Origin of the sequence: Burkholderia anthina, from assembly GCF_902498995.1 — a bacterium.
GTDB classification, from domain to species: domain Bacteria; phylum Pseudomonadota; class Gammaproteobacteria; order Burkholderiales; family Burkholderiaceae; genus Burkholderia; species Burkholderia anthina.
Window position 1 is genome coordinate 21,423 of the sequence record NZ_CABVLY010000004.1, and the last position, 13,254, is coordinate 34,676.

A 13,254-nucleotide genomic window follows, 5' to 3' on the forward strand; every position below is an offset into this window, starting at 1 on the left:
CCGGATCATCCGGGCCGTGTCGCATCCGGCGTCCGAAAACGGGCCGCCCAATAGGTTTGGGCTATGACCGGCAGAGTCAATCGATAGTTGTCGCCGCACCGGATTGCGCGTGTAATGGCTCGCGATATCGGAAGATGCCAACGACCCTACGGAGGAGCAGCGCGTGAAGATCGTGGTCGCAGTAAAGAGAGTGGTCGATTACAACGTGAAGGTCCGCGTGAAGTCGGACAACACGGGCGTGGACATCGCGAATGTGAAGATGTCGATGAATCCGTTCGACGAGATCGCGGTGGAAGAAGCCGTGCGCCTGAAGGAAGCGGGCGTGGCGACGGAAGTGATCGCGGTGTCGGTCGGTGTCGGGCAAGCGCAGGAAACGCTGCGCACGGCGCTGGCGATCGGCGCGGATCGCGCGATCCTGGTCGAGTCGAACGACAGCGTCGAGCCGCTGGCCGTCGCGAAGATCCTGAAGGCGCTGGTCGACAAGGAACAGCCGCAACTGGTGATCCTCGGCAAGCAGGCGATCGACGACGATTCGAACCAGACGGGCCAGATGCTGGCCGCGCTGGCTGGCCTGCCGCAAGCGACGTTCGCGTCGAAGGTGACGGTCGCCGACGGTAAGGCGACTGTTGCACGCGAAGTCGACGGTGGTGCGGAAACGCTGTCGCTTCAACTGCCCGCGGTCGTGACCACCGACCTGCGCCTGAACGAGCCGCGCTACGTGACGTTGCCGAACATCATGAAGGCGAAGAAGAAGCCGCTGGAAAACGTGAAGCCGGAAGACCTCGGCGTGGATGTGACGCCGCGTCTGAAGACGCTGAAGGTGGTCGAGCCGCCGAAGCGGGCGGCCGGCGTGAAGGTGCCGGACGTGAAGACGCTGGTCGAGAAGCTGAAGACCGAAGCCAAGGTGCTGTAAGAGGGAGCGGAAAGAAATGACGATTCTGGTGATTGCAGAGTGCGACGCCCCGAAGGAAGCCCCCTTGGGGGGCAACGCGTCGATCAAGGCCGCGACGCTGAACACGGTGGCGGCGGCAGCGAAGATTGGCGGCGACATTCACGTGCTGGTCGCAGGCCACAACGCGCAAGCGGCGGCTGATGCAGCGGCAAAGATTGCAGGCGTATCGAAGGTGCTGCTGGCCGACGCGCCGCAACTGGCCGCAGGCCTGGCGGAAAACGTCGAGGCGACGGCGCTGAACATCGCGAAGGACTATTCGCACGTCCTCGCGCCGGCGACGGCCTACGGCAAGAACATCGCGCCACGTATCGCCGCGAAGCTGGACGTCGCGCAGATCTCCGAGATCACGGCGGTTGTGTCGGCCGACACGTTCGAGCGTCCGATCTACGCGGGCAACGCGATCGCGACGGTGCAGTCGAGCGACCCGATCAAGGTGATCACGGTACGTGCGACGGGTTTCGATCCGGTGGCGGCGGAAGGTGGTAGCGCATCGGTCGAGAAGATCGAAGCGGCAGCGGACGCAGGCAAGTCGCAATTCGTGAGCCGAGAGGTGACAAAGCTGGATCGCCCCGAACTCACCAGCGCGAAGATCATCGTGTCGGGCGGCCGCGGTCTGGGTAGCGGCGAAAACTACACGAAGTTCCTGGAGCCGCTGGCGGACAAGCTCCAGGCAGCACTCGGCGCGTCACGTGCCGCAGTCGACGCTGGCTACGTCCCGAACGACTACCAGGTCGGCCAGACCGGCAAGATCGTCGCGCCGCAGCTGTACATCGCGGTCGGCATCTCGGGTGCGATCCAGCATCTGGCCGGCATGAAGGATTCGAAGGTGATCGTCGCGATCAACAAGGACGAAGAGGCGCCGATCTTCAGCGTGGCCGATTACGGTCTCGTCGGCGACCTGTTCGCGCTCGTGCCGGAGCTGACCGATGCCGTCTGACGCCGCGCCGCAGGCCGGCGGCATGGGCGGCTCGACGCCGGCTCAGTCGTACCTGTTCGTGCCGGGGAACAAGCCCGAACGGTTCGACAAGGCGCTCGCGAGCGGCGCCGACGCGGTCATCATCGATCTCGAGGATGCCGTCGAACCCGACGCGAAAACGGCCGCGCGCGACGCGATCGCCCGGTGGGTGTCGCCCGAGCATCCCGTGCTCGTGCGAATCAACGCGCGGCACACGCCGTGGTTCGAGGCCGACGCCGCGCTTGGCGCATCGAAGGGCGTGGCCGGCATCGTGCTGCCGAAGGCCGAAAGCGCCGAAGACGTGTGCGCCGCCATCGCGCTCGCGCGCCGGCGCGTGCCGGTCTATCCGCTGATCGAAAGCGCGAACGGCGTGTGGCACGCGCTCGATATCGCGAAAGCGCCGTACGTCGAGCGGCTGATGTTCGGCACGCTCGATTTCATCGCGGACATGGGGATGCCGGACGATGGCGTCGCGCTCAATCACTTCCGGTCGCAACTCGCGTTGATTTCACGGGTGGCCGGCATCGAATCGCCGGTCGATGGCGTGACGCCGGACATTCATGACGGGGCGCGGATCGAGCGCGATGCGTTCAACGGCAAGCAACTGGGGTTCGGCGCGAAGCTGTGCATTCATCCGAAACAGATCGCGTTCGTGCACCGGTGTTTCCGGCCGAGCGCGGATGAGGTCCGGTGGGCGCAGCGCATTCTCGATGCGATGCGCGATTCCAGCGGCGGCGTGGTGACCGTCGACGGCAAGATGGTCGATCGCCCGGTGCTGTTGCGCGCCACGCGGATCGCGGCGCTGGCTGCGTCCGTCAGCATGGGGGCGAGCGGGGCGGCCGGCGCGTGATCCGGCGTGGTGTGTTCGCGGGAATCGCTGGAGTACGGCGCCGTGACCGGCGGCGGGCTCGATCCCCGACCCTGTGGAACGCAGCTTCGATGCGGACGCGGGCCCTCGATCGTCAATGCGGCCCCGTTTCCCGGGTGTCGGGGCGAATGGCATGATCCGGGAGCGCGGGCAGCGTTGTCCGCGCCCGGTCAATTTCGGCTATTCGACTTCCATGCCGGAAAGTGCTGCACAATCACGACTCCGTCGACGGACTGCCGGAAACAGGTGATGAATGCCGCGCCGGACGCGCTTTCCGGCGTGACTCGGTGCGGGCATCCGCCCGATAGCCGGGTTCTCCTTGGAAGCGTGAGCCATTCCGCCGCGCTTTCTCAAGGATTCCTGGGATTTGCCGTTATCTCAGTTCGTCCTGAACCTTTTCCTCGTCGTGGCGAGGGCGCGCTTAGACACCGGCGATGAGAGTCGATTTAGCAACCCTTTACTTCCTAGCAATCGGAACGCTGCTGTCCAGTTCCGCCATGACGTACTGGGAGCACACGTCTCATCCCAAGCGCGGCAAGGAACTGCGGGCGCTTGCGGCCGGGTATGCGACGCTGGGAATCGGCTGCGCGACGGCGGCATTCCGGAGTCAACTGCTGGGCGCCGCTGGCGCCGCCGTCAGCAATCTCGTGATTCTGAGCGGTTATCTGCTCGTTCTGCACGCCGTGGCGATGTTCAACGGCCGGCGGTATGTCGCCGGCTCCATCGGGCTGCTTCTGTTGATGGGCATGACCTGGGCGGCAGCCGGCGCGCGCTGGCAGGCTGCCGTATGGCTTTATGCCAGCGCGCTCCCGATCGCGCTCGTTTCGGCCATGACGGCCTTCGAGCTGATGCGAAGCGACGGGATGCCAGCGGTTCAATCCCGGCGCGTCGCCGTGATCGTGACGGGCATCCACTCGGCGTTTTACGCCGCCAGGGCGTTCGTCCTGCCATGGCTGCCTCCTGTCTTCGGAGGGCACATCCTGTCGGCTGCCAGCGAAATCACCATGTACGAAGGGGTGCTCTATTCGGTGATTTTGCCGATGACGTTACTCCGGCTCACCAGGGAAGAAGTTCATGGGGAACTGCTGCAAGAGTCCCGTACCGATTACTTGACGCGCCTGGGCAACCGGAAGCTGTTTTTTGAAGAGGGTGAGCGGGCGATCAACGACTGTGCGCTGCATTGGCGCCCCGTGACGCTCCTTGCGTTTGATCTCGACCACTTCAAGCGCATCAACGATCGCTACGGGCACAAGACCGGCGACGAGGTGTTGAAGTCATTCGCGGACACCGTTCGAGCCGCTGCGGATGCGGAGGCGATTCTCGCGCGCATCGGCGGGGAGGAGTTTGCCGCGCTGCTGCCGGGGCACGATAGCCACAGCGCAAAACGGGTCGGCGATCGCGTTGCGGAACGGTTTGCAACGCTGTCGCATCACGCCGGCGGCGATCGCATTTGTGCGACCGTCAGCATCGGCCTGGCCGAAGCCGGGCGCGAAACAGCGTCGCTCGCCGAGCTGTTGTCGGCGGCTGACCTCGCGCTATATCGGGCCAAGTCGCTCGGCGGCAATCGACTCGTGCATCACGCGGGCGGAGGAGGGAGCGGCGACGCCGAGGAAGCGCGTCGCGAAACGCAACGGCTGCTCTAGATCCGTGGTTCGGACAGCGTCTCGACAGGACGCGCATCACGACACGAAGCCGCGCACGCGACTTTGCGCCGAAACCGTGCCGCCGCGACGTTTTCCGTTCGACAGTCGCGGGTGTTGCATCGACGGAGTCAGGCGAATGAGCGTTCAGCCGCGATCGTCGTCGAAGCCGCGCGTGATCAACGCGTAAGGCCCGCGCGTCAGATTTTCCTTGAGGAATGCCACGCAAACCCGGATCTTGGCCGACGATGACGAACGGGCCGACGTGACGGCCCATACGTCGGCGCGTTGCGAGTAGCCCGGCAAGATGCGCACGAGCGCGCCCGAGCGGAGGCTCGACGCCACGTCCCATACCGAAGCCATGATTACCCCATAGCCATCGAGCGCCCACTGTCGAACGATGTCGCTATGATTCGAGGCGACCGGCCCCGTGACCTTCACGGTCTCTTCGCCGCTCGGCCCGGTCAGGCGCCAGACGCCAAACCGCTGGTCGCGCCCGCGAAACAGCAGGCAATCGTGCTGGGCAAGGTCGCCAAGACATTTCGGCGTGCCCGCGCGAGCGAGATATGACGGCGCCGCGCAGAGAACGCGCGCGCTGTCGGCGATCTTGTGTGCAATCAGGTGCGGCTCCTGGATCTCGCCGACCCGAACGTCGATATCGAAATTTTCACCGACAAGATCCGCGCGCCGGTCGAGCAGTTCCAGCCATATCTCCAGTCCGCCGTACCGCTGCCTCAGTAACGAGAGGATCGGCGATACGTGTTCGCGGCCCAGGCGCAGGCTCGTGCTGATCCGGATCAGGCCGCGCGGCTCGCCTGCCAGCCCCGAGAACGTATCGGCCATGCCCTGAACGTCGTCGAGAATCTTTTGCGCCCATTGGAAGGCGGCTTCCCCGTCGCTGGTGATGGTCACGCGTCGTGTCGTGCGCACGAACAGCTTCACGCCGAGCGCGCTTTCCAGCAGCGCGATGCGCTTGCTGACGTGCGATGGAGAGATCCCCATCTCCGTCGATGCCGTGACGAAGCTCGACCGGCGCGCGACCGTGCAGAACAGCTGGAGGTCGCGGAGGAAGCCGTCATTGTTGGCTAATAGCGCATTATGAGTTTCCATTTGGACGCATTGTGATCGTGAGAGTCACGAGTAATCTAGCCTCAAATCACGACGCCGTCCATTTCCGGTCCGGCCGACACGCTTCCAAATCATGAGACACATCAAGCTAGCCGTCGCCGGCGCGGGACTCATCGGCCGCCGCCATATCGAACTGGTCCAGGCCAGCGAGCGCTGCCGCCTGTCGGCCATCGTCGATCCGAGTCCCGCTGCACGGGACGTTGCGGAGGCTGCCGGCGTCCCGCTGTACCGAACCCTCGATCAGCTGTTCGGCGAGTGCCGTCCCGATGGCGTAGTCCTCGCGACGCCTAACCAGCTGCATGTCGCACAGGCGCTCGAATGCATCGTGGCCGGCGTTCCGGCGCTGATCGAAAAGCCGGTTGCCCATACCCTCGAAGAAGGCGAGCGGCTGCTGGACGCTGCCGATCGCGGCGGCGTGCCGTTGCTCGTCGGTCATCACCGGGCGCACAGCCCGATTCTCGCGAAAGCGCGCGACGTGATCCGCCAGGGCCGACTCGGCAAGATCGTCAGCGTTGCGGGAAGCGCGGTGTTCTACAAGCCCGACGATTACTTCGACATTGCGCCCTGGCGCCGTCAGGCCGGCGGTGGCCCGATCCTGATCAACATGATTCATGAAATTGGAAACCTGCGCTCGCTGTGCGGCGAGATTGTCGCGGTCCAGGCGCTGTCGTCCAACGTCACGCGCGGCTTTCCGGTCGAGGATACGGTTGCGATCAACCTGCGTTTCGAGAACGGCGCGCTCGGCACGTTTCTGCTGTCCGATACCGCGGCGTCCGCGCGCAGCTGGGAACAGACGTCGCAGGAAAACAAGAGCTACCCGACCTACGGTGACGAGGACTGCTATGTAATCGCGGGCGACCAGGGTTCCTTGTCCGTGCCGACGATGCGTGTCAAGTCGTACGCCCGCAAGGAGGACCGCTCGTGGTGGAAGCCGTTCGAGATGGCGGTCGAGGCAATCGATCGCGCGGACCCGCTCGAACGCCAGCTCGCGCACTTCTGCGACGTGATCGAAGGCAAAGCGCAGCCGCTCGTGACGGTATTCGACGGCCTGCAAAATCTGCGGATCATCGAAGCGATTGCAGAAGCAGCGCGCAGCGGCGCGATCGTCGAGACGAACCGCGCAAGCATGACGGCCTGAAACCGCCAACGGCAACGGCGTCCGCCGAGGGGCCTTGCCGCATTTCGATCGACGGAAGGAAGACGCGAATCCGAATCGCGCCGGATGTTTCTCTCACGGAGAGACGGATAAACAGCTTCGCGCAAGCGAACAGGAGACAACATGTCAACGAGCAACACCCCTACGCCCGCCGGAAAGAAAACGCCGGCCATGGCGGCCCTCGCGGCCTGGATCGGCAGTGCGATGGAGTACTACGACTTCTTCATTTACGGTACGGCCGCCGCGCTGGTTTTCGGGAAGGTCTTCTTTCCGGGATCGAGCCCGTCGATGGGGCTGTTGCTGGCGCTGGCGACATTCGGCGTCGGCTATGTCGCGCGGCCGGTGGGCGCGTTCTTTCTCGGTCATATCGGCGACAAGTTTGGCCGCAAGCGCGTGCTTGTCTTCACGCTGGTACTGATGGGGGCGTCCACCTTCCTGGTGGGATGCCTGCCGACCTACGGCCACGTGGGAATGCTCGCACCGGCGCTGCTCGTCCTGCTGCGGCTCTGCCAGGGCTTCTCGGCATCCGGCGAGCAGGCGGGGGCGAACTCGATGTCGCTCGAGCACGCGCCGTCGGACCGACGCGCATTCTTCACGAGCTTTACGCTCAGCGGCACGCAGGCCGGCCTGATCCTCGCGACGGCCGTCTTCCTGCCGATCTCTCGCCTGCCGGAAGACCAGTTGCTGTCGTGGGGCTGGCGCGTCCCGTTCTGGCTGAGCGCAGTCGTCGTGCTCATCGGCTACCTGATTCGCCGCAACCTGAACGAGACGCCCGTATTCGAGCAAGAGCAGCGAACCCGGCACGTCGCGCGGATGCCGCTCGCGGTGCTGTTCAAGCACTATTCCGGCGACGTGCTGCGCGTCGTGCTCTGCGCGCTCGTATCGACCGTCAGCACGATCTTCGGCGTGTTCGCCCTGTCGTATGCCGTCAACGTCGTCAAAATCGATCGCGGAACGATGTTGTGGGTCGCCATCCTGACCAACATCGTCGCGCTGGTGGCCATCCCGCTGTTCGCGATGCTGGCGGACAGGATCGGACGCAAGCCCGTCTACCTGTTCGGCATCCTCGGGCCGGCGGTGCTGATGTTCCCGTATCTGTGGTCCATCGAGCAGCAGAACGTTCCGCTGATCTTCCTGTTCGGCGTGCTCATGTCGGGCGTCGCATACAGCGCGTCCAACGGCATCTGGCCTTCGTTTTTCGCGGAAATGTTCGATACGCGCGTCCGCCTGTCGGGGATGGCGATCGGAACGCAGATCGGCTTCGCGCTCGCGGGCTTTGCCCCCACCATTGCCGCGGCCCTGATGAAGACGGGCCCGGGCGCATGGGTGCCGGTTGCCTGGTTCGTTGCCGGCGCATGCGCGTTGGCCGCGCTTGCGACGCTGACGGCGCGGGAAACATACGACATCGAGATGGACGACCTTGGCCGAAAGGAAGATTCCCCGGTCGGCACGAAGGCCCATGTCTGACGCTGCGGCGGAAAGAGGACGATGCATGAGAAAGATGCCACGGCGCTCGCTCCGGGCCGGTGTCGTGGCATCTGCCCGGTAGTCTTCGTGGCCTTCCGCCGCCGGGCTTGCCGGGGCCTCGTTCGGGCGCTGCTACTTGAACACGGTCCGTCGGGATATGAGAATAGCGGCGTTGTCTCATGCAATCTCGGGCAAGTCCTTGCTTCGGACCTTGTCCCGATCCCGTCAGGTCGGTCGATATCGTCATGGTGCGTCAATTCGAAATCAGCGAAACCCTGGTCGGCGCGCTTTCGCTGCGCGCCATCAAGTCATTTCTCGCGGCCGCGAAGTTCAGCAGCTTTACGGGGGCCGCCAACGCACTGAGCGTGACCCCGGCAGCCGTCAGCAAGCAGGTGCGGGAACTGGAGGACTATCTCGGGACGGCGCTGTTCGTCCGCTCGGGTAGAACCGTCGCACTGACGGCCGATGGCGAGATGTTCAAGGACGCCGCCCAGCTTTCGCTGATCAATATTCATCAGGCCGCCGAACGCCTGCGCAAGAGAATTCCCGCCCGGCAGACCCTGATCGTGTGCTGTTCGCCGGCGTTCTCGGCGCTGTGGCTCCATAGGCGGCTACCCGAATTCCTTCAAGACGCCCCGGATATCGAACTCACCGTGCTGGCCACGCAGAACTTCATCTCGATGGAAGCCGGCGTGCAGCCGGACGTGTACATCGCCAAGCTGGCCAGCCTGCGTGACGGATACGACAGCGAGCACCTGTTCGACGACGAGGTCTATCCGGTCTGCACTCCGCAATATCTGCAGCGTCATGGTCCGATCGCGGCGCCCGAAGGTTTGCTCGACATGGCGCTGCTGGATCTCAGCGCTTACGGCCGCTCGCAGATTTCCGAGCATATCGACTGGAAGGTCTGGCTGGCGCTGCACGACGTCGATACAAACTGGCGCGCCGATATCCCGCGGCAGCTATTCACCAGCAACGATTATCCGGCCATCGTGCAACTGGCCCTGGCGCATCAGGGGGTGGCCCTGGGCTGGCATCATCTCGTCGGGCATCTGGTGGACAGCGGCGACCTGGTGCGCCCGCTGCCGCACTCGACCGTCATGCGGAATCGCGGCCATTACCTCTCCGTGCGGAAAGACAAGGCGGACGCGAGCGTGTGCAAACGCTTCTGCCAGTGGATCAGGCAGCAACTCGCCGTGCCATCTTCAACCAAAAGTTGAAGGAATGCCGGACGAAATGTCGCTTAAGTTCGCGACGAAATCGGCATAAATTCCTCTTCACGCCGCGCAGGGGCGGCGGTACGCAAGAGGACATCGGCACATGGGTTTCAAGCGAAGCATCCACGCGGTGGAGACCCATTCGGGTATTCCGATGCGCGTCGTGACCGGCGGCATCCCGCATATTCCCGGCGACACCGTCCAGGCCAAGATGAAATGGCTGGCGGCCAACGACGACGGACTGCGCAAGCTGCTGCTGCGCGAGCCGCGCGGCTACCCGGCCCACTGTTGCAACATCGTCGTGCCGCCGTGCCACCCGGAGGCGGACGCCGGTTACATCATCCTGGAGCAGGTCGAATACCCGATGATGTCGGGCGGCAACACCATCTCGGTCGCCACCGTGCTGCTGGAAATGGGCATGCTGCCGATGCGCGAGCCGGTGACCGAACTGACGCTGGAGGCGCCGGCCGGCCTGATCCGCATCACGGCCGAGTGCCGGGACGGCAAGGTCAGGCGCGTGAAGTTCAGGAACGTACCGGCATTTGCCGCGCATCTGGATGCCGTCGTCGACGTGCCGCATCTGGGCAAGGTGCGCGTGGACGTCGGCTGGGGCGGCATGTTCTACGCGATTGCCGACGTGCGCCAGTTTCCGGGGCTCGAACTGAAGCCCGAACACGGCAAGGAGATCGCGCGGATCTCGGCCATGATCCGGCAGGCCGCCATCGAACAGTTGCCGGTTGCGCACCCCGATTATCCGGGCGTCGGCATCACGATTTCCCAGCTCTCGGGCCCCACCGACGACCCGCGGGCCGACTGGAAGAACGCCGTCACGATGCCCACCGGGCCGCTCTCGTGGGACGATCCGGCCACGTGGACCGGCGCGATCGACCGCTGCCCGTGCGGCACCGGCACCTGCGCGAAAATGGCCGTGCTGCACGCCAGGGGCGAACTGCCGCTGCATCGGGACTTCCGGCACCAGGGCATCCTCGGTACCGTCTTTACCGGCCGCCTGGAGGCGGCGACCCGTATCGGCGAGCATGCGGCCGTGGTGCCGACGCTGGCCGGCACCAGCTGGATCCATGGCATTCATACCATCGTGCTGGATCACGACGATCCCTTTCCCGAGGGCTATACCCTCGGGGACATCTGGCCGAAACAGCAGGAACGGTAGGAGCGGTACGCATGCAGATCATTTCCGCGCAGCAGATTCAGTCGGTGCTCGACTGGCCCGGCGTTCTCGACGCGTTGCACCGCGGGCACGCCGGTGCCCGGCCCAGCGGCGGCAGCTACTTCATCGGGGATTCGAGCTTCGGCCTGTTCAGCCGCGGCGTGATCCTGCCGGGCAGGGGGGCCGGGATCAAGATCGCGTCGATCCATCCGGCCAATGGCGCGGCCGTCCCGCCGCTGCCGTCGGAGCAGGCCGCGTTTCTGGTCCTGGACGAGCGCACGAAGGGGCTCGTCGCGATGCTGGACGGCCCCGAAATCACGCGCTGGAAAACCGCGGCCGATTCCGCGCTGGCGGCCCGCATGCTGTGCCGCGAGCACAGCGAAGTCCTGCTGGTGCTGGGCGGGGGGCCGGTTGCACGGTGGTTGACGGACGCCTACCTGCACATCCGGCCGTCCATTCGCGAAGTGCTGTTGTGGAATCGCACGCAGTCGCGGCTGGAAGCCGCGCGCTCGGCGCTCGAGGCAAGAAACGTCCGGGTACGCCTTGTCGACGACCTCGATGCCGCGGTCGCGCGCGCAGACATCATCACGGCCGCCACCAGCGCCTCCACGCCCGTGATCCGGGGCGCGTGCGTTCGCCCCGGCACCCATGTCGATCTGGTGGGCGGATACCGGGCCGACATGCAGGAGGCCGATTGCGATGTGTTCCGCGGGGCGCGGATCTTCGTGGACGACCGCCAGAATGCCGTTCAGTCGGGCGACATTCAAATCCCGCTGCAAGCGGGCGTGATCCGGGAGCGCGATATCGAAGGCGATCTGTTCGATCTGTGCCGGATGACGGCGTTTCGTCGTTCGGCAGAAGACCGGACGGTTTACAAGAATGCCGGCGGCGCGCATCTGGATCTGATCGTCAGCCAGTATGTCGTCGAGCAATTGAAACTACGCTAGGGAGGCCCTGGCCAACCGGCCCGGCGTCAGACGGGGTGAAAAACCCGTTCGGCCGATTCGCCTACGTTTTCGATTGTGGCATCGGCGACCGTTGTACGCGTCGGCAGCGGCCAGTCGTTTTTCGACCGTCGCCTGCCAGAAGCGGTATCGCGCCGGATCGCGCCGGATCGTTGACGAACGGGCACGGCGCGCCCGGATCTCCGCCAGCTCTCCCGACCGCCACCGCCTCCCACGGCCCACCCCCCGCGCTACCCGCTAGAATTGCGGTTTTAGCCCGGAACACGTCCATGTCTTTTGCCTCGCTTGGCCTGATCGAGCCGTTGCTGCGTAATCTGCAGAACCTCAATTACCAGACACCTACGCCGGTGCAGGCCAAGGCGATACCTGCTGTCCTGGGTGGCAACGACGTCATGGCCGCAGCCCAGACCGGCACCGGCAAAACCGCCGGTTTTGCGCTGCCGCTGCTGCAACGGCTGGTGCAACACGGCCCGGCCGTATCCAGCAACCGCGCGCGCGTTCTCGTGCTGGTGCCCACGCGTGAACTGGCCGAACAAGTGCTGCAGAGCTTCGTCGAATACGGCCAGGGCCTCGACCTGCGATTCCTGGCCGCCTACGGCGGCGTGAGCATCAACCCGCAGATGATGAAGCTGCGCAAAGGCGTGGACGTGCTCGTTGCCACGCCGGGCCGTTTGCTCGACCTCAATCGCCAGAACGCCGTGCAGTTCGATCAGGTCCAGACGCTGGTGCTGGACGAAGCCGACCGCATGCTCGATCTGGGCTTCGCGCGCGAACTCAACGCCGTCTTTGCCGCGCTGCCTGCTCGGCGCCAGACGCTGCTGTTCTCCGCGACCTTCACCGACGATATCCGCGCGATGGCGGCGAGTATTCTGCACAGCCCGGTCAATATCAGCGTCAGCCCGCCCAATGCCACGGCCAGCAAGATCAAGCAGTGGGTGGTGCCGGTGGACAAAAGGAACAAGCCCGAGCTGTTCATGCACCTGGTGGCCGAGAACAACTGGGAGCACGCGCTGGTGTTCGTCAAGACCCGCAACGGCGTCGATTATCTGGCGGCCATGCTGGACGAGGCGGGCTACGCGGTCGACACCATCCACGGTGACAAGCCGCAACCGGCGCGCCTGCGTGCGCTGGAGCGCTTCAAGACGGGCGAAGTACAGATGCTGGTCGCGACCGATGTGGCGGCGCGCGGACTGGATATCGACGACCTGCCGCTGGTGATCAACGTCGATCTGCCGATCGTCGCGCAAGACTACGTGCACCGTATCGGCCGTACCGGCCGCGCGGGCGCGAGCGGTGTGGCGGTGTCCCTCGTGTGTGCCGACGAAGCCCCGCAGCTGGCCGCGATCGAAGCGCTGATCCGGCAGACGCTGCGCCGTGAAGAAGAGCCGGGTTTTGAAGCCGAGCACCGCGTGCCGGAAACCAGCGCGACGGGCCAGATCATCAAGAAACCCAAAAAGCCGAAGAAACCCAAAGTGCCGCAAGGCGCGCCGAGCGCCATGCCGGCGGCCGGCAAAAAGCCGCGGCCGCAAGGTGGCGAAGGCAAACGCAAGCCCGCGGGCCAGCGCGCGGCCCCTGCGGGTAAAGGCGCGAGCGTAGTCAGCGGGAGTCCGTTCAGCGTGCAGAAGCCGCGCGCCAAACCCGCCGGCAAGCCGGCTGCGGGGGCACGCAAGCCGGCCGCCAAACCTGCTGGCGGCGCCGGTAAACGCCGGCCGTGATTCCTGGGGATGCGTAACGCCGC

General features: G+C 65.1%; 11 protein-coding genes. 10 read left to right on the top strand and 1 reads right to left on the bottom strand.

Annotated features, from left to right (window positions below):
• Positions 1 to 163: 163 nt before the first annotated feature.
• From BME24068_RS07215 to BME24068_RS07230, 4 genes are all read left to right on the top strand, one after another.
• Entirely contained in the window at positions 164 to 913 is a 750-nt protein-coding gene (locus BME24068_RS07215; RefSeq protein WP_174925603.1) for an electron transfer flavoprotein subunit beta/FixA family protein, read from the top strand.
• Positions 914 to 929: 16 nt separating this feature from the next.
• On the top strand, positions 930 to 1,889 hold the full coding sequence (locus tag BME24068_RS07220) for an electron transfer flavoprotein subunit alpha/FixB family protein (RefSeq protein ID WP_174925604.1): 960 nt from the start codon (positions 930 to 932) through the stop codon (positions 1,887 to 1,889).
• Positions 1,879 to 2,757: an HpcH/HpaI aldolase/citrate lyase family protein gene (locus BME24068_RS07225; RefSeq protein WP_096504808.1), complete on the top strand. Its 879-nt coding sequence runs from the start codon at positions 1,879 to 1,881 to the stop codon at positions 2,755 to 2,757. Before BME24068_RS07220 ends, BME24068_RS07225 begins: the two co-directional genes overlap by 11 nt.
• Before the next feature lie 452 nt (positions 2,758 to 3,209).
• Positions 3,210 to 4,418 (top strand): GGDEF domain-containing protein, encoded by a 1,209-nt coding sequence (locus BME24068_RS07230; RefSeq protein ID WP_174925605.1) that lies wholly within the window; start codon positions 3,210 to 3,212, stop codon positions 4,416 to 4,418.
• Between the two features lie 144 nt (positions 4,419 to 4,562).
• On the opposite strand, the gene BME24068_RS07235 is transcribed toward BME24068_RS07230, so the two are convergent.
• A complete protein-coding gene (locus tag BME24068_RS07235) occupies positions 4,563 to 5,525 on the bottom strand; it encodes a LysR family transcriptional regulator (RefSeq protein WP_174925606.1) in 963 nt (320 codons plus the stop codon).
• A gap of 91 nt (positions 5,526 to 5,616) precedes the next feature.
• On the opposite strand from BME24068_RS07235, the gene BME24068_RS07240 reads away from it, so the two are divergent.
• The 6 genes from BME24068_RS07240 to BME24068_RS07265 all read left to right on the top strand — a co-directional run bounded on the left by BME24068_RS07240 (position 5,617) and on the right by BME24068_RS07265 (position 13,231).
• Positions 5,617 to 6,681: a Gfo/Idh/MocA family protein gene (locus BME24068_RS07240; protein WP_174925607.1), complete on the top strand. Its 1,065-nt coding sequence runs from the start codon at positions 5,617 to 5,619 to the stop codon at positions 6,679 to 6,681.
• 141 nt (positions 6,682 to 6,822) lie between these two features.
• Positions 6,823 to 8,166, top strand: a complete 1,344-nt coding sequence (locus BME24068_RS07245; protein ID WP_174925608.1) for an MFS transporter — start codon at positions 6,823 to 6,825, stop codon at positions 8,164 to 8,166.
• 245 nt (positions 8,167 to 8,411) lie between these two features.
• Complete coding sequence (locus tag BME24068_RS07250; protein WP_096504798.1) at positions 8,412 to 9,386, top strand: LysR substrate-binding domain-containing protein; 975 nt, start codon at positions 8,412 to 8,414, stop codon at positions 9,384 to 9,386.
• 100 nt (positions 9,387 to 9,486) lie between these two features.
• Positions 9,487 to 10,554, top strand: coding sequence for a proline racemase family protein (locus tag BME24068_RS07255; RefSeq protein ID WP_174925609.1), 1,068 nt, complete (start codon positions 9,487 to 9,489; stop codon positions 10,552 to 10,554).
• Positions 10,555 to 10,565: 11 nt separating this feature from the next.
• Positions 10,566 to 11,498 (top strand): ornithine cyclodeaminase family protein, encoded by a 933-nt coding sequence (locus tag BME24068_RS07260; RefSeq protein ID WP_174925610.1) that lies wholly within the window; start codon positions 10,566 to 10,568, stop codon positions 11,496 to 11,498.
• A 287-nt stretch (positions 11,499 to 11,785) separates the two neighbouring features.
• Positions 11,786 to 13,231 carry a DEAD/DEAH box helicase gene (locus BME24068_RS07265; RefSeq protein WP_174925611.1) on the top strand — a complete coding sequence of 482 codons (1,446 nt, stop codon included), beginning with the start codon at positions 11,786 to 11,788 and terminating at the stop codon, positions 13,229 to 13,231.
• The last annotated feature ends 23 nt before the right edge of the window (positions 13,232 to 13,254 follow it).